The sequence below is a fragment of the Thermoflexus sp. genome, from assembly GCF_042408815.1.
In the GTDB taxonomy this organism is placed as follows: Bacteria; Chloroflexota; Anaerolineae; order Thermoflexales; family Thermoflexaceae; genus Thermoflexus.
In genome coordinates this window covers 65,470-86,207 of the sequence record NZ_JBHOQR010000024.1, presented here as the reverse complement: position 1 = coordinate 86,207, position 20,738 = coordinate 65,470, and the positions used below count along the sequence as shown (strand labels likewise).

Below are 20,738 nucleotides of genomic sequence, written 5' to 3'. Positions count from 1 at the left end.
AGCCCCATGCGGTATACGGAACGCCCCCTGCTCATCTACTGGGAATTGACCCGCGCGTGCGATCTGGCCTGCCGTCACTGTCGGGCGGAAGCGATTCCCTGGCGGGATCCGCGGGAGCTTTCCACAGCCGAGGGGTTCGCGCTGCTGGACCGCCTGACCGCTTTCGGAGAGCCCCTACCCCATCTCGTGCTCACCGGCGGGGATCCTCTGAAGCGCCCGGATCTGTTCGACCTCATTGCGGAAGCCCGACGCCTGGGCTTTCCGGTGGCCCTCACTCCCAGCGGCACCTATGCCCTCGCCGAGGACGTGATCGCTCGCCTGAAGGCGGCCGGGATCTGGATGTTGGCCCTGAGCCTGGATGGATCCACGGCGGAGCGCCATGATGCCCTGCGCGGGGTGCCGGGGAGCTTCGCCCAGACGGTGCGGGCCGCTCTGTGGGCGGTCGCAGCCGGTCTTCCCCTCCAGATCAACACTCTGGTCTGCGCGGAAACCATGCCCGATTTGCCGGCGATCGCCGAACGGGTGGCCGCCCTGGGGGCCCGCCGCTGGAGCCTCTTTTTCCTGATCCCCATCGGCCGTGGCCGGCTCCTCCGCGAGATCTCGCCGGAGGAAAGCGAGCAACTGATGCATTGGTTGATCGACCTGGCCTCTCAGGTGCCCTTCGAGATCAAGACCACTGAAGCCCATCACTACCGACGGGTTCTGGTGGAGCGAGTGGGCGGGCGCCTCCCCCCCGCCGCGCGCCGTGGGTTTGGAGTCCGGGACGGCAATGGGGTGATGTTCATTTCCCACATCGGAGAGATCTATCCCTCCGGCTTCCTGCCGATCCCCCTGGGGGACGTGCGCCGGGAGGATCCGGTGGTGACCTATCGGGAGCATCCTCTGTTCCGTGCCCTGCGGGATCCGGATGCGCTGAAGGGGAAGTGCGGGCGCTGCCCCTTCCGGGCCATTTGCGGCGGATCCCGGGCCCGCGCTTATGCACACACCGGAGATCCCCTGGAGAGCGATCCCCTGTGTCCCTATCTTCCGGCCTGAGGAGGCGGCGATGCGCACCGAGCGTTCCGAGCAGCTTTACGCCGTAGCCCGAATGCGGATGCCCGGTGGGGTCTCCAGCCCGGTGCGGGCCTTCGGGGCGGTGGGGGGCACGCCCCGCTTCATCGCCCGCGGGCGCGGCGCCATCCTCGAGGATGTGGACGGCAACCGCTACATCGACTACGTGGGTTCATGGGGGGCGCTGATCCTGGGCCACGCCCACCCTGCGGTGGTCCGCGCCTTGCGGGAGGCGATCCGCCGGGGCACCAGCTACGGCGCGCCCACGGAGGCCGAGCTCGAGCTGGCTCTGCGGATCCAGGAGGCATTCTCTTCCATTCAAAAAATTCGATTTGTGAACTCAGGGACCGAGGCGACAATGAGTGCCCTGAGGGTGGCCCGGGCGGCCACTGGCCGCTCCAAGATCATTAAGTTCGAGGGCGGCTATCACGGCCATGCCGATTTCCTCCTCGCCCGGGCCGGTTCGGGCCTTGCGACGTTCGGGCTCCCGGATAGCGCGGGGGTTCCCGAGGCCTGGGTTCGGGATACCCTGGTGGCGCCCTATAACGATCTGGACGCTGTCGCCGCTCTCTTCGAGCAGTTCCCCGATCAGATCGCAGCGGTGATCGTGGAGCCGGTGGCCGGGAACATGGGCGTGGTGCCGCCGAAGCCGGGTTTTCTGGAGGGACTGCGGTCGCTCACGCGCCGCTACGGGGCGCTGCTGATCTTCGATGAGGTCATCACCGGCTTCCGGGTGGCGTGGGGAGGCGCTCAGACCCTTTATGAGGTGGAACCGGACCTAACCTGTCTGGGGAAGATCATTGGCGGCGGGCTTCCGGTCGGGGCATATGGAGGCCGGGCGGACCTGATGGATCAGGTGGCGCCAGCCGGGCCCGTCTATCAGGCAGGCACGCTCTCGGGCAACCCCCTCTCGATGATCGCAGGGCGGGTCACCCTGGAGCAACTGACCCCTGCGCTCTACCAGCAGCTGGAGGAGCGATCCGCGGCCCTGGCGGAGGGCCTGCAGGAGGTGGCGGAGCAGGCGGGTGTGCCTGTTCACATTCACCGGGTCGGGTCCATGCTCAGCGTGTTTTTCACGGAGCGCGCGGTGGTAGATTACGCCACGGCTGCATCCACCGATCGCGCCCGCTACGCCCGGTTCTTCCACGCCATGCTGGAGCGCGGGATTTATCTCCCCCCTTCTCCGCTGGAGGCCTGGTTCGTCTCCGCCGCCCACACGGAAGCCCACATCGAGCGCACCCTGCGGGCGGCCCGGGCGGCGTTCCGGGAGGTGGCCCGTGGGGTCCTTTAACGATCGGTTTCTACGGGCTTGCCGTCGCGAGCCGGTGGATGCCACGCCGGTCTGGTTCATGCGCCAGGCCGGTCGCTATCTCCCGGAATACCGGGCGCTTCGGGAACGGCATGCCTTTCTGGATCTCTGCCGTCGGCCGGAGCTGGCCGCGGAGATCACGCGCATGCCGCTGCGCCGCTTCGCGGTGGATGCCGCCATCCTGTTCTCCGATCTGACGATCCCCCTTCTGGGCATGGGAATCCCCCTCGCCATCGAGGAGGGAAGCGGTCCGGTGATCGAAGCCCCGTTACGCCGGGAGGCCGATGTATCTCGCTTGCGGCTGCTGGAACCCGAAGCGGATGTCCCCTTCGTCCTGAAGGCCATCCGCATCCTGCGGGAGGAGCTTCCGGTGCCGCTCATCGGGTTCCTGGGCGGGCCCTTCACCCTGGCCTGCTATCTGGTAGAAGGTCGGGCCGCACGGGATTTCGCCCGGACACGGGCGCTGATGTTCGCGGCACCCACCACCTGGCATGCCCTCATGGAACGTTTGACGGAGAGCCTGCGCCGCTATGCCATGGCTCAGATCGCCGCGGGCGTCCATGCCCTTCAGATCTTCGAGAGCTGGATCGGTATCCTCCACCCTCAGGATTACCGAACGGGTGTCCATCCCTACCTGAGGCATCTGATCGAATCCCTGCGCCCGATGGGGATCCCGGTGATCCTGTTCGGGACCGGAACGGCGGCACTGCTGGAGGATCTGGCGGAGACAGGAGCAACGGTGATCGGGCTGGACTGGCGGGTGCCGCTGGATCAGGCGTGGGCGCGCCTGCGCCATCGTGTAGCCGTTCAGGGGAATCTGGACCCGGCGGTGTTGCTGTCGCCCTTCGAGGTGGTCGTTGTCCATGCGGAGCGGATCCTGCGTCAGGCCGGCGGGCGGCCGGGCTATATCTTCAACACAGGCCACGGACTGCTGCCCGAGACCCCACCGGATACGGTGGCCCGTCTGGTCGACTGGGTGCACGCCTATCGCTGGGATCCCCCCATGGAGCGGCGGGGATGAACCCGGAGGCATCGCGATGCGGGTGGTGATCGTCGGGGGAGGGATCACCGGGCTCAGCGCGGCTTATTTCCTGGAGCGCGCCATGACGGAGGGACGGTGGCGCGGCGAGATCGTTCTGATCGAGCGGGCGACCCGGCTGGGCGGGAAGATCCTCACGGTGCGCGAGGACGGGTTTGTGGTGGAAGGAGGGCCGGATTCCATCCTGCGGGTGAAGCCGGAGGGCATGGCGCTGCTCCGGGAGCTGGGGCTGGAGGAGGAGGTCATTACGCCCGGGTCTCGCACGGTGTATCGGCTTCATCGGGGCCAGCTCGTTCCGATCCCGGAAGCGCTCCTCGCCCTGCGCCCGGATCCCCGGGCGATACTTCGGACGCGCGGCCTGCCGTGGTGGGGGCGGATCCGAGCGCTCCTGGAGCCCTGGATCCCGCCGCGCCGGGATGAGGGCGATGAGCCCCTGGCTGCATTTCTCCGGCGCCGGTTCGGCCGCGCTTTCGCAGAAGACATCGCCGAGCCGTTAACGGCCGGCATCCATGCCGGGGATCCCGAGCGCTTGAGCACACAGGCGCTCTACCCCCACCTCCTCGCCCTGGAGCGGCAGTTCGGAAGCATCGCGCGCGGGTTGAGGGGTGTCGGCCCCTTCCCGCCTTCCGATCCCCTCTTCGTTTCATTGCGCTCCGGCATGGGGGCCCTGGTCGATCGACTGGTTGCTTCTCTCCAGCGAACGCACATCCGAATGGGGCGCACGGTCATCGGCCTGGCCCTGAGCGGCGAGGGCAATGCCCGTCGCTATCGGGTGGCGCTGGAGGACGGAGAAACCCTGGAGGCCGATCGGGTGGTGCTGACGGTTCCCGCGATGGAGGCCGCGCGCCAGATCGCCGCGTTCGCCCCGGCGACGGCGGCACGGCTCCGGGAAATCCCCTTCGCTTCCCCGGTAGTGGTGACCCTGGCGTTCCGTCGGGATCAGGTCGCTCACCCGTTGCAGGGGAGCGGATTTCTGGTGCCGCGGAAAGTGCCTTTCCCCCTGACTGGCTGCACCTGGATCTCCTCCAAATGGCCAGGGCGGGCGCCGGAGGAGTTCGTATTGCTGCGGGCCTTTCTACGAGAGGAGGGGAATCGCGAGGCGATCGAAGAGGAGGACTCCGTTCTGATCCAGAGGAGCATGGAAGCCTTGCGGCCTCTGCTGGGCCTACACGGGGATCCGGTGCGGGCATGGGTGCACCGCTGGCCCCAGGGGATGCCCCAGTATACCGTCGGGCATTTGGAACGCCTCCAGGCGATTGAGGAAGCGTTCCGGGCGTTCCCCGGCCTCCTGCTGACGGGAGCCTCGTATCGAGGGATCGGGATCCCGGATCTGATCCGACAGGCGCGGGAAGCGGTGACGAGGCTTCTCTCCGCTCACGAGATCGGCCGCCCGGATCCGCTGACAGCCACCTGTGGGGAAGACCGGCCTTCTGCGGAAGAGATCATCCGGTGAGGGTCTGGACATGGCGCGCATCGGGGTGCTGCTGATGGCTTATGGGACGCCGCGATCGCTGGAGGAGGTGGAGGCCTACTACACCCATATCCGGGGAGGACGTCCGCCTTCTCCGGAGCAAGTGGAGGCGCTGCGGGAACGCTACCGCCGCATCGGCGGGCGTTCCCCATTGCTGGAGATCACCATGCGAGAGGCTCAGGCCCTGGAGGCCCGGCTGGCCCGGCTCTCCCTCGGGCATTCCTTCCACGTTCGGGTGGGGATGCGGCATGCGCCCCCCTTCATTGAGGAAGCAGTCGCTGGGCTGCTCGCGGAGGGCGTGGATCGTCTGATCGCCCTGGCTATGGCGCCCCATTTCTCCCGCATGAGCGTGGGCGCCTACCATGCCGCCGTCCGGCGTGCGCTCGTCGCTCGCGGCGCGGCGATCCCTGTGGTGGAGATCGGAGGCTGGGGCGCTCACCCGCTCTTCGTGATGGCCATGGCGGAACGCCTGAAGGAAGCGCTGGAGGATCTCCCGGAAGGGGAGACCATCGTGATCTTCACGGCCCACAGCCTGCCCGCCCGATTGCGGGAGGAAGGGGATCCCTACGAGGTGGAGCTACTGGATTCCGCACGGCGGGTGGCGCGGATGCTGGGGTGGAAGCGCTGGCGCTTCGCTTATCAGAGCGCCAGCGCGACGGGCGAGCCGTGGCTGGGTCCGGATCTCCGGGAGGTTCTGGAAGGGATCGCACAGGGGAGGGACGCGCGACATGTGGTGATCTGCCCCATCGGCTTCGTGGCCGACCATCTGGAGATCCTTTACGACCTGGACGTGGAGGCCCGGGAGGCGGCGCAAGGGTGGGGGCTGACCTTCCGGCGCACCCGCTCCCTGAACGATGATCCCCTCCTCATCGAGTGTCTGGCCGCGCTGGTCAGCGAGGCCGTCGCCGGCGGGTGAGCGCCGAATCTCAACGGGCAGGGGAGGCGCCTGGAAGCAGCTGGAGAAGGGCCTCCGCCTCCTCCCGGAACGGGGAGGGGCCAGAGCTCTCCAGAAAGGTCTGAAGATGCTGCCGCGCTTCGTCCACCTCGCCCTGTTGGGCCAGCAGCCGGCCGAGCCAGTAATGGGCCTCCGGCATCCCGGGGCGCTGAGCCAGAGCCCGTCGGAGATCTGCTTCGGCGCCGGTGAAATCCCCTTCCAGCAGGCGGACTGCTCCGCGTCCAACGTGGGCTTCGGGGAAATCGGATCGGAGCTGGAGGGCCTGTTCGAAGGCCTGGCGGGCCTCCCGGATTCGATTCTGCTGAAGGAAAGCGGCGCCCAGCAGATAATAGGCCCGCGCCTCCTGCGGATGCCGCGCCAGAACCGCCTGGGCCTCAGCCACGGCCTCGCTCAGGCGGCCGCTTTGATACAGCACAGCCCCCAGGCCCAGGCGGGCGGGCGCGTATTCTGGAACCCGCTGCAGCACCTCCCGATAGGCCTGCTCGGCCTCCGCCATCCGGCCCGTCATCGCATAGGCATCCCCCAGCCAGACCCGGGCGTCGAGGGCTTCGGGATGTTCCCGGACGAAGGGTTCCAGCACCGCGAGGGCGGCGAGGCCATCGCCCCGTTGCAGCGCCTCCCGGGCCTGGAGCAGCCGGGGCTCCAGGGTAAGGACGGGTGTGGGGGTCGGGGTGGGGCGACAGGCGGCGTGGCCTCCCATCCACGCCAGGGCCAGCGCGAAAAGAAGCGCCCGCCTCATCCTTCCTCCTGCGCTTGGAGGTTGAGCACGATGACCTGCGTTTCCTCCGGCAGCTCGTTCCGGGAGATCCTCAGCACATCCACCGTAGGGGCTTTCTCGCTCCCCAGCTCTTTCAGGAACTTCTGGACCGGATCGAGCTTGAGGGCCAGCCCGGGCACCCGGTAATGCATCGGGATCACCACCCGGGGCTCGAGGAGGCTGACGACCTCAGCGGCCTGGGCTGCGTTGAGCGCCCCTCCTCCGCCGACCGGGATGAGCAACACATCCACTTCCCCCAGTGCTTCCTCCACCTCAGCCTGGGAGGGCACATGCTGGAGATCCCCCAAGTGGCAGACCCGCAGGTCCTCCAGCTCGAAGAGGAAGATCGTATTGCGCCGCTCGCGATCCCGCTTGCGGCGGTTCTCAGGCCGGATATCCAGGCCGGTGATGAACACCCCGCTGATTTCGTATTCCCCAGGCCCGCTGAGGACATGCGGCTCGCCCTTCACCAGGCGAACGGCGTTATGGCCCGGGGCGTCGTGGCTGACGGTGACGATATCCGCTTTCAGGCGGGGCAGGTTGAGCCCCACGCTTTTATCATACGGGTCCGTCACAATCGTCGCCGTCCGGCTGCGGATACGGAAGCAACTCAGGCCAAACCATGTGATCTCCATCGCTCCAGCACCTCACCTTCAGGATGCATTTCAAGAAGACCATCCCCATGGGCCTGGCCCCATTACGGATCCATCGTATCACAGAGGGATGGGGCCGTCACCCTGAAACCCTTCGATCGGATCCCAGAAAAAAGACCCGCCGCGCCGGGCGTGTTATAATCATCAAGAATACTGAAAATTAGTGTCTATGCGATCATCCCCCTCCGATCCGGAGCGCTGTGAGGAGGTCACCGATGAGCGGTCGAGGGAAGGGAAACGCCCCGAAGGCGGCCGCAGCGGCGGGCGTGCAGCTGGATACGGCGACCAAGCTCTCGTTTTATCGTCGGATGGTCCTGATCCGCCGCTTCGAGGAGTTGGCCCGCATCGCCTATCAGCAGGGGAAGATCGCTGGCTTCCTGCACCTCTACATCGGCGAAGAGGCTGTAGCGGTGGGAGCCATCGCCGCCTTGAAGCCAGAGGATCATCTCCTCACCCACTACCGGGATCACGGCCATGCGATCGCCAGGGGCCTGGATCCCCGCCTCCTGATGGCGGAGCTCTTCGGGAAAGTGACCGGGTGCAGCCGGGGCCGCGGCGGTTCGATGCACTTCGCCAGCCGGGAGCACAATTTCTGGGGCGGCCATGCCATCGTGGGAGGACATCTCCCGATGGCCGTGGGCCTGGCCTTCGCCGCCAAATATCTGGGGGAACCCCGGGTGACGATGGCCATCTTCGGGGATGCGGCCACCGATATTGGGGAATTCTATGAGGCGTTAAACATGGCCGCCCTCTGGAAGACTCCCGTGGTATTCCTCTGCGAGAACAACCTCTACGGGATGGGGGTGGCCATCGAGAAGGCCTCCGCGGTGACGGAAGTTTACAAGAAAGCCTGCATGGCCAATATCCCGGCGGAGCGGATCGACGGGATGGATGTCCTGGCGGTCTATGAGGCGGCCGCTCGGGCAGTGGAGTGGGCCCGCGCTGGGAACGGCCCTTACTTCCTGGAGGCTCTCTGCTACCGCTTCCAGGGCCATTCGGTGGCTGACCCCGAGCTCTATCGCACGAAAGAAGAGGTCGAGCAGTGGAAGCAGCGAGATCCCATCCAGCGCTTCCGTCGGCACCTGATCGAGGTAGAAGGGATCCCGGAGGCGCAGCTGGATGCGATCCACGAGGAGGTGGAGCGGGAGATGGAGGAGGTCATGCGCTTTGCGGAGGAAAGCCCGGATCCCCCGCTGGAGGAGCTTTACGATTTTATCTACGCCAACCCCGTGGGGGCCTGGCGTGGCGATGAGCGGTTCCTCCGCGATTGGGATGGCGCATGATAGGGAGGGCGCGCGGATGGGGCGAAGCCCTCGCTGGAGGGGCTGCACCGCGCTGGCGTTTTCGGGAGATGCGAGCGACGAGGGACGGCCTGGGCCCTGGGAGCACCGAATCGGGGATCGCTGGATCTCCCATTCCTGCGGAAACGATGAGGAGGAAGATCGACCATGCCGATCATGACCATCCGGGAGGCGATCCGGCAGGCCCTGCGGGAGGAGATGCAGCGGGATCGCCGGGTCTTCATTATGGGAGAGGACGTCGGGGCTTATGGCGGAACGTATGCCGTAACTCGCGGCCTTTACGAGGAGTTCGGGGAGGAGCGGGTGCGGGATACGCCCATCGCGGAGTCCGCCATTGTGGGGGTGGCCTTGGGGGCGGCCCTGGGAGGGCTGCGCCCGGTCGCTGAGATCATGACCATCAACTTTGTCCTCCTGGCGCTGGATCAGATCGTCAACCATGCCGCCAAGATGTCTTACATGTTCGGCGGCCAGTTCAAGGTGCCCTTGGTCATCCGGGTCCCCGCGGGGTGGGGTCAGCTCGCGGCCACACACTCCCAGACCTTCGAGGTCTACTTTGCCTACGTCCCAGGCCTCAAAGTGGTCTACCCGGGAACGCCCTACGATGCCAAGGGGATGCTCAAGGCCGCTTTGCGGGACGAAGATCCGGTGATCTACATCGAACATACCGCCCTGTATCCGGTGCGGGGCGAGGTGCCGGATGGCGATTACGTGGTCCCCATTGGCAGGAGCGAGATCAAGCGGGTGGGGCGGGATTGCACGATCGTGACGTATGGGCGGATGCTGCAGGCCAGCCTTCAGGCGGCGGAACAGCTGGCCCGGGAAGGCATCGAGGTGGAAATCGTGGATCTGCGCACATTGCGCCCGCTGGACATGGAGCCGGTTTATGAGTCCATTGCCAAAACCCATCGGGCCCTGGTGGTCACGGAGGAGTGGCGCTCCTTCAGCGTAGGTGCCGAGGTGGCGGCCCGCATCCAGGAACACGCCTTCGATGAGCTCGACGCCCCCGTGATGCGCCTGGGGAGCCGGGAGGTTCCCATGCCCTATAACAAGCATCACGAGCGGGCGGTCCTTCCCTGGCCGGAGGATGTAGTGAAGGCGGTCAAGATATTGCTGCGCTGAAACGTAAGGATCATCCTCCCGATGATCGCGCCCTCAACTCAGGCGGTGGAGGCAAGAGATGGCCACAACGGTCACAATGCCCAAGATGGGCTTCGATATGGTGGAGGGGAAGCTGCTGCGCTGGCTGAAGAAAGTGGGGGATCCAGTTCGGGCCGGGGAGCCGTTGGCGGAGATCGAGACAGAGAAAGTCAACATCGAATTCGAGGCGCCGGCCTCCGGCGTGTTGAAGGCGGTGCTGATCGAAGAGGGGACCACGGTGCCGGTGGGCACCCCCATCGCCATCATCGGAGCCCCCGATGAGCCGGTGGAGGTTCCTGGAAAGACCCCGGCGCAGGCCCCCGCACCGACCGCCGCGCCGGCTCCACCGCCTGCAGCCCCCCCGCCGGCTCCCGCCCCGGCGGCGGCCCCGACCCCGATGCCAGAGGGGCGGGTGAAGGCATCCCCCCTTGCCCGGCGGCTGGCCCGCGAGGCCGGGATTGACCTCCGGGAGATCCCGGGAACGGGCCCCGGCGGTCGCGTGGTGAAGCGGGATATCGATCGCTATCTTCAGGCCCGGGCTCCTGCTCCGACGCCGGCGGTGGCCCCTGCTCCGGCTGTTGCCCCCACGCCTCCCTCCCCCCCACCGCCGACGGCGATTCCCGTCAGTCCGCTCCGTCAGGCCATCGCCCGGCGGATGACGGCCAGCAAGCAGACTGTTCCGCATTTTTATGTCACCGTCGAGGTGGCTATGGACGAAGCCATGGCCTGGCGGGCGCGGATCAACGAGGCGTTGGGAGAGCGAGGCAAGGTCTCAGTGAACGATATGGTCGTGAAAGCGGCGGCCCTGGCTCTGCGAGAGTTCCCTGCATTGCGCTCTTCGTATCAGGAGGGCGGGATCGTGCGCCACGAAGCCATTCATATCGGGATCGCTGTAGCGCTCGAAGAGGGGTTGATCACTGTGGTGCTGCGGGATGCGGATAAGAAGCCGCTGGCCCAGATCGCGCGGGAAAGCAAGGAGCTGGTGGAACGAGCGCGGAATGGAAAGGTCCGGCCGGAAGACATTGAGGGAAGCGTGTTCACGGTGAGTAATCTGGGGATGTATGAGGTGGAGCATTTCATCGCCATCATCAACCCGCCTGAGGCGGCCATCATGGCCGTGGGTAGCGTCCGCGAGGTGCCAGTGGTGAAAAACGGTCAGCTGGCCGTGGGGCAGCGGATGAAGGTGACAGTCTCCGCGGACCATCGGGTGACGGATGGTGCGGAGGTCGCTCGGTTCCTCCAGGTCTTCCGTCGATATCTGGAGAATCCCCTGCTTTTGCTCATCGAGTAGATCGGGGGCTGGGGATCGATCCCGCGGAAGATCCCCGCGCGATTCTTCGGCTTTCTCCATCACCCGCGATCTCGAGGGGTTGGGGGCCCCGAAGGCGGCCTCCCATCCCTCACCGGCGCGGCCGCCGAAGCCATGCCACGCAGCGCAGTAGACCCGCCGAGCCGCTAAAAGCATCGCTCGGCAGCGAGGACGTAGGGGTTCCTCATCCATACCCGTGGCCCCCTTTTCTGGACCGATAGGCCCATCGGATCGCGCCCCCCACGGCCAGCAGGCCGATCCACCCGCCGATGCAGCCGGGCACCGGGCGCACCGGGCGCCATGTCACCTGGAGCGAGATCGCCGGCTGATCTGGGCTGAGCGGGACCATCCAGCGAATCCGTCGGCCTTCCACCTGGGCGCCGCTCCGGGGCGAGTAATCCACAATCGGGCCGGGGAGCTCCACCTCATAGAGCATCCGGAATTGGGCGGCGCGTAGCAAGGAGAGCTCCTCCGTCGAAAGCGGCGGCTCCCCCGCGGCGATCCGCAGGCGATCCAGGATCCCCGAGATGGATAACGTCACACTCAGGGTCTGAAAGCCTCCCTCTTCCCCCAGAGCCACCTGTTCCAGCCCGGCCAGGGGATCTCCTTCGGGCAGGCGGTTCAGGTCCTCCAGCGCGCCCAGCGCACGACGCAAGCGAAGCCCCTCCTGTTCCCGCGTGGGATCCTGATAGTCTTCCACCTGCCATCCGCTTGCTTTAGATTTCGCGCGGAGCGCCTCCAGAGGGTCCACCGTTGCGGTCTGCAGGAGAACCGAATCCACGGCGATCACCACCGTCCGCTCCGCGGAGCCATCGTTCCGCAAACGGGTTCTCACCTCCAGGGTGAGGCATCCGCTGAGCCCCAGAAGGGCCAGCGCCATTAGGATGATCCGGGGAGTCTTCTCTCTCGGGCTCATGGTCGGTTCACCCCGACGTGACTCATGCGATCCCCTGGAGCGCGTGGGCCTGCGCCTCCAGCAGCTCCGTAATGCCCTTGCAGGCCAGGCTCAGGAGCGCCTGGAGCTCTTCCCCGCTGAAGGCCCGACCTTCCCCCGTCCCCTGGATCTCCACGAAATGTCCTTCGCCGGTCATCACGATGTTGAAATCCACTTCGGCGATGCTGTCTTCCGCGTAACAGAGATCCAGTCGGGGCTCTCCTTCTACGATCCCCACGCTCACCGCCGCCACTGGCGTCCGCAGGACCTCTGGAGGAACCCCCCCGGCTTCGATCAGGCGGCGCAGGGCCAGGACGACCGCCACGTAGCCGCCTGTGATCGCCGCCGTCCGGGTGCCGCCATCCGCCTGGATCACATCACAATCCACGATGAGGGTCCGTTCCCCCAGATATTCCAGGTTCAGAGCGGCCCGCAGGCTCCGGCCGATCAACCGTTGGATCTCTTTGGTGCGCCCGCTCTGCAGCCCCGCCTCCCGCGGTGTCCGCGTATAGGTGCTGCGGGGCAGCATGGCGTATTCCGCGGTGAGCCAGCCTCGCCCATGACCCTTCAGCCACGGGGGCACGTTTTCCTCCACGGTGACGTTGCACAGCACGCGAGTGCGCCCCATCTCGATCAGCACCGATCCCTCGGCGTATTCGGTGAAGCCCAAATGGAAACGAACAGGGCGCAAGGCGTCATTCAAGCGCCCATCCGGCCGTGGCATCCGATCACCTCCAGAGCGAGACTCAGGCTTCCTGGCAGGATTTTGGGGATCGGGCGGGGCGCTAAGGGGTCCTCATCGCCCCGCCTGAGGGATAAGACGAAGGCGAGCGATACGCAGGCCGTCCATTGCCTCCACCCGCAGACGGACCGCCCCGGCGTCCACCTCGTCGCCTACTCGGGCGATGCGCCCCAGGCGGCCTAGCACGAACCCGGCGATCGTCTCGTAGTAAGGATCCCGCAGGTCCAGCTGGAACCGTTCGTTCACCTCCTGGATCGGAAGCAGCCCGCTGATCAGATAGGAACCATCGGGCATGGCGACCACATCCGGCTCTTTGGGCTCCATTCGTTCATGCAGCTCTCCAACGAGTTGTTCCAGCACGTCCCGCAGTGTGACCAGGCCGGAAGTGCCCCCGAACTCATCCACCAGGATCGCCAGATGCTCTTCCCGCTCCCGGAACTGGCGCAACAGATCATCCACCCGGATGGAGTCCGGCACCACTAGCACCTCGCGGCACAGGTCCCGCGCCTGGACGGGGCGGCCTTCCCGCCATGCGCGCAGCGCCTCTCGGAGATGTATCACCCCGATGATCCGATCCAGATCGCCCTCATAAACTGGGAACTTGTCGTAGCCGGTCTGAATCGCGGCGTCGATGATCCGCTCCACGGGGGCCTCAGCTTCCACCGCTACGATCTCCGTCCGGGGCACCATGATCTGGCGGGCTGGGATCTGACCCAGGTCGAAGACCGCTTCCAGGATCTCCCGGGCTTCCGGCTCCAAGATCCCCGCTTCCCCGCTCTCGTCCACAATCCGCTTGAGCTCCTCAATGGTATACATCATTCCATAACCGTCCCCTGAAATCCGGAGGGCTTGCAGGGTGAAATCGGTGACCCGATGGAGCACCCAGACCAGGGGGCGCAGGAGCCAGTAGATCGCCCGCATCGGGCCCAGGGCCGTTAGCAGCACCCGTTCGGAGGCCCGCAGGGTGGCGATCTTGGGAACCTGTTCGCCCAGCACGATCTGGAGGCCGAGGATGAAGGTCAGGTTGAGCGTAAGGGGGAGGATCTGCAGAGCCTGTCGAACCAGCGGGGTTGGGGGAGGAAGGACCAGGATACGTTCTAGAGTCGCCGACAGGGTGCGTTCTCCCAGCCACCCCAGCGCCAGCCCCACCATGGTGATCCCCACCTGTACGGTGGCCAGGATCTCATCCCGATGCTGTGCGTCCTCCAGCCAGCGCAGCGCAATCCGTGCGGCCGGGGAGCCCGACTCAGCCAGCACCGCGATCCGGCTCCGGCGAGCCGATACCACGGCATACTCCACCGCGGCGAAGAAAGCATTCAGGCCGATCAATCCAAAAACCGCCAGCCATTGCAATAACAAAGAACTATCGTCCATCGCGGATCCCTGACGCAGCCCCACCGTTTGGGGTCACGAGAAGCGCCGAAAGCGTTCGTCCGGCCCCAAACTGAAAGGTGTTCAACGGCATGACCTACGGGAGCATGCGGGGCGGGGCCGCTCTTCCAGAGCAGTTATTATAGCGGGGGCCCGCGCCTTGTGAAAGCCATGCTGTGCGCCGATGGGAAATCGGCCTCGTGAGGCACTTCCGCGCCGGGTATCGGCTTGCGCCGACGTGATGGGGCCGGTGGAGGCCCATGCGGTCGAATTCCTTTAATATCCGGTCTCCCGGTCGATGACTCCATGCTGTCGGGCTTTCCGCTCCGCCAGCTGATACAGCCCAAACCCCAGGCCCAGAGAGAGCAGGGTCATCCCTCCTAGCATCGACAACAGCTGCCCATCCGACCATCCGGCGAAGGTTGGGAAGCGGGTGGCCGAGGAACCCAGCAGGGCCCGACGGATGCTTTCCAGCCAGTAGGTCAAGGGGAGCGCATATCCGATCGGGCGCAGGAAGGGTGGTAGGACCTCCAGGGGGAACACGGCGCCGCAGAACAGATAGAGGGCGCCGGCCACCGCTTCTCCGATCACCCAGACATGGCGGGCGGCCAGAAGGGTAGCCCCTGCCAGCCCCACCCCCAGGCCGATCATCGCCAGCAGCCCCAGCATCATCGCGATGAGGAAGAACCCTCCGCCCGCCCAGGAGATGCGCAACGGCAACCGGAAAACCAGCAGCCCGAATAGGAGCGTGATCGCCACAGCGATGGTGCCGGTGGCCATGCGGGCGACCCCTCGCCCTACCAGGTAGGCTTCCGTGGGGATGGGGGTGATGTAGAGGTATTTCAGGATCCCATATTCCTCCCGGTCGATGATCAAAACCTGGCTGATCCCCGTCAGGACGGCGCCCACGTAGATATAAAAGGCGTTGCCCAGGTAAAGGTAAGCAAAGAGGGGGTGGCTGAAATCCGCCCGGGCCACCACCTTATACATCAGGATCAGGATCAGGACGCTGGCGATGGGCTTGGCAACTGAGTAAATCATAAACAGGAAGGGATCCGTCCAGTTGGACTCGATCTGCCAGCCCAGCCAGGCGGCGGTCCGCAGGGTGTGCCAGAGGGTTCGCATCAGCGCCTCCGCTCTGTGAGCCGGCCTTCCCGTCGGGCCAGCCATTCCAGCGCATCCAGGGCGTGCTTTGCGGCAAGGAGAAAGATAGCGCTCAGCACCCCCAGGCCTCCGATCTCCCATCCCACCGGGAAGAGACCGCTGGCGGCCCGCGGGAACAGCAGCTGCCGCATCGCATCCAGGCCCAGGGTGAGGGGGATCAGAGAGGCCAGCGCGCCGATCCAGAACCCCAGCGCCCGGATGGGGAAGTAGAACCCGGAGAGCAGGTAGATCGGCTCCTGCAAAAGGTTCGAGAGGTGCCAGGCCTCTCGGCCCCACATCAGGAAGAGAGAGGCCAGCAGCATCCCCAGCCCATACAGGGCCAGCAGGGTCAGCAGGAAGGCCCCCCCTAGGGCCAGAGGATTGGCCGGGGCGTAGCGCACCCCGAAGAGCAGGGAGCCAGCCAGGACGATCACGGTGGCCCGCAGGGCGGTCGCCAGCATCCCGCCCAGCGCCATCCCCGCCAGGATCCCCATCATCGGCCCAGGGGCGATGATGAACAGGGGGAGGTTCCCTGATTCTTTTTCCCAGTAGAGCTGGCTGGACATCGACCACAGGACATTGAGCCAGAAGGCGGTCATGGCCCCGCCCAGGATCACGAAGCCGATATATTCCTCAGGGGCCTGAAGAGCCCGGTAGATGAACACATAGGCGGAGGTGCCCAGCAGCGGCAATCCGATATCGATGAGGATCCAGCTGGGCTCCCGGTTCTGGCCGATGATCCGCGGGTAAGCCCGCGCGATCATCGTTCGCAAAAAGAGGACCATGGCTTCCCGGCTCATCCCGGCTCCTCCTCGCCGGTTTCCGAAAGGCCTCGCCCCACCAGACTGACAAACACATCCTCCAGGGTGGGCTCCCGTTTGCGGAGGGCCAGGATATGGGCGCCGTTCGCGGTCAGAACCGAGATCACCGGCCCGATCACTCCCTCCTCCTCCAGGATGAGATCCAGCTCCAGGTGCCCGTCATGATGGCGATGATGAACCTGACGCACCCCGGGGATCTCCCCGAGGAGCTGGGCGTGATGCGGAAACTCGGTCACCGCAATGGAGAAGATGGCATCCCGTTGAAGGCGACGCTTCAGCCCCTGGGGGGTGTCGCAGGCCAGGATGCGCCCTCGATCGATGATCGCCACCCGATCGCATAGCTCCTCTGCTTCCAGCATGTAGTGGGTGGTCAGAAGGATCGTCCGCCCCGGCCGCTCCTGGATCCACGCCCGGATGAACGAGCGGATCTGCCGCGCTGCGTTGACGTCCAGCCCAAGGGTGGGCTCGTCCAGGAACAGGATCTCCGGGTCGGTGAGGAAGCCCCGGATGATGTTGACCTTCTGCCGCAGCCCGGTGGAGAGATCCGACATCTTGGAATCCCCGCGATCCCGCAGATCGAAGCGCTCAAGCAGCTCCTCGATGCGGCGGCGCGCGGTCCGGTTATCCAGGCCGTAGAACTGGGAGAACATCCACAGGTTCTCGCGCACTGTGAGCAACCCATAGCCACAGGATTCGCCGCCCGCCACCATATTGATGCGACGTCGGATGGCCTCCGGCTGGGTGGCCACATCGTAGCCAGCGACCCATGCCCGGCCGGAGGTCGGCAGGAGCAGGGTGGTGAGGATCTTGATCAGCGTGGTCTTCCCAGCCCCGTTTGGCCCCAGCAGGCCGAACAGCTCGCCGGGGCGGATCTCCAGGTCCACCTCCTGCAAGGCGACCCGCTCTTGAGGCGGCTGCCCCCGTTTCCGGGCCACCCGATAGACCCGGGTCAGCCGCTCGGTGCGCACCGCCCAGACCTCTCCCTCCATGCGATCGCTCCTGGTGGATTCACATCCTGCCGGTGGGCTGACGAAGGGAATCCCCTAAGGCAAGCAGAGGGGCCTCTGACCCTCCCTTGGCCCATCTCAATATATTTTTCCTCTGGGAATGGCGCTGGGGGAGGGGGCCAGGGGGCTCCTCCCGGAGGCCTGGCTCAGGGGATCCTCTCCGACGTCGAGGAAACGTCAGGGAAATGTCAGATTTCCGTCCAGCAGAGAAGCCGGCCACGGCGTATTCTGTAAAACGAGCAGCGGGCGGAACCTCTTCTCCTCCTTTTAGCCGAGCGCCGGGGATGGCGGCCCCCGGCGCTTCGCTTTTTATGCGGGACGGATACAGCCAGGCCTGGATCTGGGGAAGCGAGACGGCCCTTTCCCCCGCCGGAGCTCCAACGGCGCTGGGGAACTCATCCGGATCACGGCCGGATCCGGAGGTCTGGCGCGGCTTCCCATGCCGCCGGCCGGGGCACCCGGGAGAGGGCCCGGGCCTGGGCCTCCGCCCGGTAGCTGCTGCGCACCAGCGGGCCGCTTTCCACCCATCGGAACCCCAGCTCGTAGCCGATCCGCTTCAGCTCCTCAAATTCCTCCGGCCGGTAGAACCGCTCCACCGGAAGATGGTTCCGGGAAGGCTGGAGATACTGGCCGATGGTCAGGATATCCACGCCCACCGCTCGCAGATCCTTCATCACGTCGATGATCTCCGCCCACGTTTCCCCCAGCCCGACCATGATCCCGGACTTGGTGACGCATTCCGGCCACAGCTTCTTGGCGTTGGAAAGCGTGGCCATCGCCCATTCGTAGCGATCCTGAGGCTGGACCTTCTTGAAAAGCCGGGGCACCGTCTCCACATTGTGGTTGAAGATGTCCGGCCGCGCCTCGATGACGATGCGCAGGGCATCAATCGATCCCTTGAAGTCCGGCGTGAGCACCTCCACCGTACAGCCCGGAACTTGCTCCCGGATCCGGCGGATGGTCATCGCGAAGAGGGTGGCGCCTCCGTCCGGCAACTCGTCCCGGTTGACCGAGGTGATCACCACGTGGGAAAGCCCCATCGCCCGGACGGCCTCCGCCACGCGGTTCGGCTCGTCCCAATCCACGGCGAGCGGGCGGCCGGTTTTGACCGCGCAGAACCGGCAGGAACGGGTGCAGACATCCCCCAGGATCATAAACGTCGCCGTGCCGTGCCCCCAGCATTCCCCGATGTTCGGACAGTGGGCTTCCTCACAGACCGTGTGAAGGCGCTTGCTCCGCATCAGCCGGAGCACGAATTCATAGGTCTCCCCCTGGGGGGCCCGAACTTTCAACCACTCCGGGCGCCGCGAGAGGCGGGGCGGGGAGATCGGGGCCGCTTCCAGGGGGATGGGCTCGCGGATCGTGGAAGCCATTCGCTCACCTCGTTCTGGAGGTTAACCGATGACGCGTTCATCCTAACACAAAAGGGGGCCGGGAGGCAAACTTCGGCCCCCTTTCCGTTTCAGGGCGTCGGCACAGCCGCCCCATGGCGCTCGCGGAGGCGCCGGGCTGCCGATACCATGTGGCGCAGGGAGGGGATCACCTCCTCCCACCGTCGGGTCTTGAGCCCGCAGTCCGGGTTCACCCAGATGTTCTCCGGGGGGATCACCCGGATGGCCCGTTCGATGATCGCTTCCATGGATTCCGGCGTCGGGATGGCGGGGGAGTGCACGTCGTAGACGCCCGGGCCGATCTGGCGCTCATAGCGGTGGCGCTCGAACGCGTGGATGACCTCGCCCCGGCTCCGTGTGGCCTCGATGCTGATCACATCGGCATCCAGGGCGTCGATGTATTCGATGATCTCATTGAACTCCGAGTAGCACATATGAGTGTGGATCTGGGTCTCCGGCCGGGCCCGGGAGGCCAGGCGGAAGGCCTTCACCGCCCAGTCGAAGTATTCAGGCCACCGCCGCCGCTTGAGAGGCGCCCGCTCCCGGAAAGCTGGCTCATCGATCTGGATCACCCGGATCCCCGCCGCCTCCAGATCCCGGACCTCATCTTGAATGGCCAGGGCTAGCTGGAAGGCCACTTCCTGCACCGGGATGTCCTCCCGGATGTAGCTCCAGGCCAGCATGGTCACCGGCCCGGTGAGCATGCCCTTCACAGGCTTCGCGGTCAGGGATTGAGCGTAGGCGATTTCCTTCAGGGTCATCGGCCGGAGCCGATGGACATCCCCATACAGGATCGGCGGCCGATACACACGGGTGCCGTAGGAGAGGATCCAGCCGTGCTGGGTGATGGCGAAGCCCTCCAGGCGCTCGGCGAAGAATTCCACCATGTCCGAGCGCTCGAACTCCCCATGGACCAGCACATCCAGGCCCAGCTCTTCCTGGACCTGGATGACATACCGAATCCGCTCCTGGATGAGGGCTTCGTATTCGGCCTCCGGAAGCTTCCCCGCCCGATAGGCCGTGCGGGCCCGGCGCAGATCCTCCGTCTGGGGGAAGCTGCCGATGGTGGTAGTGGGAAAGAGGGGAAGGGGCAGCCGTTCCCGCTGCCGGCGGGATCGCTCTGCGTAGGGAAGGTCGCGGAAGAAATCCTCCGGCCTCAAGCGGCGCACCCGCTCCTGGACCTCCGGGTGATACCAGTGGTGGGTGGGGTGGGCTGGGGCATTCCATTGCCGTACTGCTTCGGTCTCCCCTTCGGTCATCAGGGTTTTGAGCAGGCGAAGTTCCTGGAGACGTTCCATGGCGAAGGCGATGCGCTCCTGAAGGGCCGGATCGAGACGGGATTCCAGCTCGACGGTTACGGGGAGGTGATAGAGCGGCCCGGCGTTGGAGATCCAGATCTCGGCGGAAGTCCACTGGCGGAGCGCCTCGACCTGCTGCGCCGCCTTCTGGAGATCCGTCTTCCAGACGTTGCGGCCGTCCACGACCCCGGCGATGAGAACCCGGTCGGAGGGGAAGCCCGCCCGCCGGAGCGTCTCCAGGTTCTCCGCGCCGTGGATGAGATCCAGCCCGATGCCCCGCAACGGCAGGTCATAGAGTTGGTCAAGGAAATCCACGCTATCGTAGTAGGTAAACACCAGAAGATCGGCCTCCCGGCCCAAGGCAGTGTAAGCCTCGCGGATCAGCGCGACGTGCTCGGGCGGCACGTCTGTCACCCATGCGGGCTCATCGACATGGATCATGAGGGCGCCGGCCGCTTTCAGGGATCGGAACAGCTCAGCATAGGCCGGGATCAGCGCCCGGAACAGCGTCCCGAAGGCCTCCGGGGGATATCCCTTGCTGAGCCGGAGGAACGTATACGGGCCGATCACATACGGGATGCCGTCCGGGGTTTTCCGGAACGCTTCGAGGGGCTTGTTCCAGGCAACCCGGAAGACCGGAGGTTGCCCCCCGGCGCAGGGGATCTCTGGAACCAGGTAATGATAGTTGGTGTTAAACCATTTGGTGAGCTCCAGGGCCTTCTCGCCCCGCGCCAGCGCGAAGTAATCCTCCAGCTGCCCGCCGTTCGGATAAAGCCCCAGGATCAGGGCGGTGTCCAGCATCGGGTCATACAAGGAGAGCTCGCCGACCGGGAAGCGATCCACAAAGCGTCGATAGGTCTCCAAGCGCTCCGCTTCCAGGGCCTCCAGGCCAGCGACCAGCTCCGCCTCCTGAAGCTTCCCGGCCCAGAAGCCCTCAATCAAGGATTTATATTCCCGTTTGCGTCCTAGGCGGGGATAGCCGTATGCGTAGGTGTGCATCGGTCCCTCCTGTGAGGAGAGTATTGAGGGGTCCCAGGCCCATCCCGGCCT

Annotated in this window: 18 protein-coding genes; 8 read left to right on the top strand and 10 right to left on the bottom strand. The window is 65.7% G+C overall.

Translation table 11 applies throughout. The features are described 5' to 3' along the window. Positions 1–6: 6 nt before the first annotated feature. The 5 genes from ACFMO3_RS07880 to hemH are packed head-to-tail and all read left to right on the top strand — an operon-like array spanning position 7 to position 5,785. Positions 7–1,035 (top strand): radical SAM protein, encoded by a 1,029-nt coding sequence (locus ACFMO3_RS07880; protein ID WP_376789871.1) that lies wholly within the window; start codon positions 7–9, stop codon positions 1,033–1,035. Positions 1,036–1,045: 10 nt separating this feature from the next. Next, entirely contained in the window at positions 1,046–2,341 is a 1,296-nt protein-coding gene (gene hemL / locus ACFMO3_RS07875; RefSeq protein WP_376789870.1) for a glutamate-1-semialdehyde 2,1-aminomutase, read from the top strand. Continuing rightward, positions 2,328–3,380: a uroporphyrinogen decarboxylase gene (gene hemE, locus ACFMO3_RS07870; protein WP_376789869.1), complete on the top strand. Its 1,053-nt coding sequence runs from the start codon at positions 2,328–2,330 to the stop codon at positions 3,378–3,380. The genes hemL and hemE overlap by 14 nt, the downstream gene beginning before the upstream one ends. Positions 3,381–3,396: 16 nt before the next feature. Continuing rightward, entirely contained in the window at positions 3,397–4,851 is a 1,455-nt protein-coding gene (hemG, locus tag ACFMO3_RS07865; protein WP_376789868.1) for a protoporphyrinogen oxidase, read from the top strand. A gap of 10 nt (positions 4,852–4,861) precedes the next feature. Further along, on the top strand, positions 4,862–5,785 hold the full coding sequence (gene hemH, locus ACFMO3_RS07860; RefSeq protein WP_376789867.1) for a ferrochelatase: 924 nt from the start codon (positions 4,862–4,864) through the stop codon (positions 5,783–5,785). 10 nt (positions 5,786–5,795) lie between these two features. Here hemH and ACFMO3_RS07855 read toward each other — a convergent pair whose 3' ends face one another. Further along, positions 5,796–6,563 (bottom strand): tetratricopeptide repeat protein, encoded by a 768-nt coding sequence (locus ACFMO3_RS07855; RefSeq protein ID WP_376789866.1) that lies wholly within the window; start codon positions 6,561–6,563, stop codon positions 5,796–5,798. Continuing rightward, complete coding sequence (locus ACFMO3_RS07850; protein ID WP_376789865.1) at positions 6,560–7,216, bottom strand: MBL fold metallo-hydrolase; 657 nt, start codon at positions 7,214–7,216, stop codon at positions 6,560–6,562. The genes ACFMO3_RS07855 and ACFMO3_RS07850 overlap by 4 nt, the downstream gene beginning before the upstream one ends. Before the next feature lie 233 nt (positions 7,217–7,449). Here ACFMO3_RS07850 and pdhA point away from each other — a divergent pair, with 233 nt between their 5' ends. The 3 genes from pdhA (at position 7,450) to ACFMO3_RS07835 (ending at position 10,963) form a co-directional block, all read left to right on the top strand. Next, positions 7,450–8,517 (top strand): pyruvate dehydrogenase (acetyl-transferring) E1 component subunit alpha, encoded by a 1,068-nt coding sequence (gene pdhA / locus ACFMO3_RS07845; RefSeq protein WP_376789864.1) that lies wholly within the window; start codon positions 7,450–7,452, stop codon positions 8,515–8,517. Positions 8,518–8,682: 165 nt separating this feature from the next. Then, positions 8,683–9,654, top strand: a complete 972-nt coding sequence (locus ACFMO3_RS07840) for an alpha-ketoacid dehydrogenase subunit beta (protein ID WP_376789863.1) — start codon at positions 8,683–8,685, stop codon at positions 9,652–9,654. 58 nt (positions 9,655–9,712) lie between these two features. Then, positions 9,713–10,963 (top strand): dihydrolipoamide acetyltransferase family protein, encoded by a 1,251-nt coding sequence (locus tag ACFMO3_RS07835; protein ID WP_376789862.1) that lies wholly within the window; start codon positions 9,713–9,715, stop codon positions 10,961–10,963. Between the two features lie 202 nt (positions 10,964–11,165). On the opposite strand, the gene ACFMO3_RS07830 is transcribed toward ACFMO3_RS07835, so the two are convergent. The 8 genes from ACFMO3_RS07830 to metE all read right to left on the bottom strand — a co-directional run bounded on the left by ACFMO3_RS07830 (position 11,166) and on the right by metE (position 20,687). Beyond that, the gene (locus ACFMO3_RS07830) at positions 11,166–11,897 is read right to left on the bottom strand and encodes a hypothetical protein (protein ID WP_376789861.1); all 732 of its coding nucleotides are present in this window, start codon (positions 11,895–11,897) and stop codon (positions 11,166–11,168) included. A gap of 22 nt (positions 11,898–11,919) precedes the next feature. Next, positions 11,920–12,639 (bottom strand): ribonuclease PH, encoded by a 720-nt coding sequence (gene rph / locus ACFMO3_RS07825; protein ID WP_376789860.1) that lies wholly within the window; start codon positions 12,637–12,639, stop codon positions 11,920–11,922. A 72-nt stretch (positions 12,640–12,711) separates the two neighbouring features. Continuing rightward, a complete protein-coding gene (locus tag ACFMO3_RS07820) occupies positions 12,712–14,031 on the bottom strand; it encodes a hemolysin family protein (RefSeq protein ID WP_376789859.1) in 1,320 nt (439 codons plus the stop codon). A 273-nt stretch (positions 14,032–14,304) separates the two neighbouring features. Next, positions 14,305–15,153 carry an ABC transporter permease gene (locus ACFMO3_RS07815; protein WP_376789858.1) on the bottom strand — a complete coding sequence of 283 codons (849 nt, stop codon included), beginning with the start codon at positions 15,151–15,153 and terminating at the stop codon, positions 14,305–14,307. Beyond that, positions 15,153–15,971, bottom strand: a complete 819-nt coding sequence (locus ACFMO3_RS07810) for an ABC transporter permease (RefSeq protein WP_376789857.1) — start codon at positions 15,969–15,971, stop codon at positions 15,153–15,155. Before ACFMO3_RS07810 ends, ACFMO3_RS07815 begins: the two co-directional genes overlap by 1 nt. Further along, entirely contained in the window at positions 15,968–16,981 is a 1,014-nt protein-coding gene (locus tag ACFMO3_RS07805; RefSeq protein ID WP_376789856.1) for an ABC transporter ATP-binding protein, read from the bottom strand. Before ACFMO3_RS07805 ends, ACFMO3_RS07810 begins: the two co-directional genes overlap by 4 nt. Before the next feature lie 422 nt (positions 16,982–17,403). Next, the gene (gene lipA / locus ACFMO3_RS07800; protein ID WP_376789855.1) at positions 17,404–18,372 is read right to left on the bottom strand and encodes a lipoyl synthase; all 969 of its coding nucleotides are present in this window, start codon (positions 18,370–18,372) and stop codon (positions 17,404–17,406) included. Between the two features lie 89 nt (positions 18,373–18,461). Beyond that, positions 18,462–20,687 (bottom strand): 5-methyltetrahydropteroyltriglutamate--homocysteine S-methyltransferase, encoded by a 2,226-nt coding sequence (gene metE, locus ACFMO3_RS07795; RefSeq protein WP_376789854.1) that lies wholly within the window; start codon positions 20,685–20,687, stop codon positions 18,462–18,464. Positions 20,688–20,738: the final 51 nt, after the last annotated feature.

What these genes read in the sequence shown, in the direction of transcription:
- ACFMO3_RS07880 (WP_376789871.1), top strand. Translation starts at nt 7, where the DNA reads ATGCGGTATACGGAACGCCCCCTGCTCATCTACTGGGAATTGACCCGC.
- hemL (WP_376789870.1), top strand. Translation starts at nt 1,046, where the DNA reads ATGCGCACCGAGCGTTCCGAGCAGCTTTACGCCGTAGCCCGAATGCGG.
- hemG (WP_376789868.1), top strand. Translation starts at nt 3,397, where the DNA reads ATGCGGGTGGTGATCGTCGGGGGAGGGATCACCGGGCTCAGCGCGGCT.
- hemH (WP_376789867.1), top strand. Translation starts at nt 4,862, where the DNA reads ATGGCGCGCATCGGGGTGCTGCTGATGGCTTATGGGACGCCGCGATCG.
- ACFMO3_RS07855 (WP_376789866.1), bottom strand. Translation starts at nt 6,563, where the DNA reads ATGAGGCGGGCGCTTCTTTTCGCGCTGGCCCTGGCGTGGATGGGAGGC.
- ACFMO3_RS07850 (WP_376789865.1), bottom strand. Translation starts at nt 7,216, where the DNA reads ATGGAGATCACATGGTTTGGCCTGAGTTGCTTCCGTATCCGCAGCCGG.
- pdhA (WP_376789864.1), top strand. Translation starts at nt 7,450, where the DNA reads ATGAGCGGTCGAGGGAAGGGAAACGCCCCGAAGGCGGCCGCAGCGGCG.
- ACFMO3_RS07840 (WP_376789863.1), top strand. Translation starts at nt 8,683, where the DNA reads ATGCCGATCATGACCATCCGGGAGGCGATCCGGCAGGCCCTGCGGGAG.
- ACFMO3_RS07835 (WP_376789862.1), top strand. Translation starts at nt 9,713, where the DNA reads ATGGCCACAACGGTCACAATGCCCAAGATGGGCTTCGATATGGTGGAG.
- ACFMO3_RS07830 (WP_376789861.1), bottom strand. Translation starts at nt 11,897, where the DNA reads ATGAGCCCGAGAGAGAAGACTCCCCGGATCATCCTAATGGCGCTGGCC.
- rph (WP_376789860.1), bottom strand. Translation starts at nt 12,639, where the DNA reads ATGCCACGGCCGGATGGGCGCTTGAATGACGCCTTGCGCCCTGTTCGT.
- ACFMO3_RS07820 (WP_376789859.1), bottom strand. Translation starts at nt 14,031, where the DNA reads ATGGACGATAGTTCTTTGTTATTGCAATGGCTGGCGGTTTTTGGATTG.
- ACFMO3_RS07815 (WP_376789858.1), bottom strand. Translation starts at nt 15,153, where the DNA reads ATGCGAACCCTCTGGCACACCCTGCGGACCGCCGCCTGGCTGGGCTGG.
- ACFMO3_RS07810 (WP_376789857.1), bottom strand. Translation starts at nt 15,971, where the DNA reads ATGAGCCGGGAAGCCATGGTCCTCTTTTTGCGAACGATGATCGCGCGG.
- ACFMO3_RS07805 (WP_376789856.1), bottom strand. Translation starts at nt 16,981, where the DNA reads ATGGAGGGAGAGGTCTGGGCGGTGCGCACCGAGCGGCTGACCCGGGTC.
- lipA (WP_376789855.1), bottom strand. Translation starts at nt 18,372, where the DNA reads ATGGCTTCCACGATCCGCGAGCCCATCCCCCTGGAAGCGGCCCCGATC.
- metE (WP_376789854.1), bottom strand. Translation starts at nt 20,687, where the DNA reads ATGCACACCTACGCATACGGCTATCCCCGCCTAGGACGCAAACGGGAA.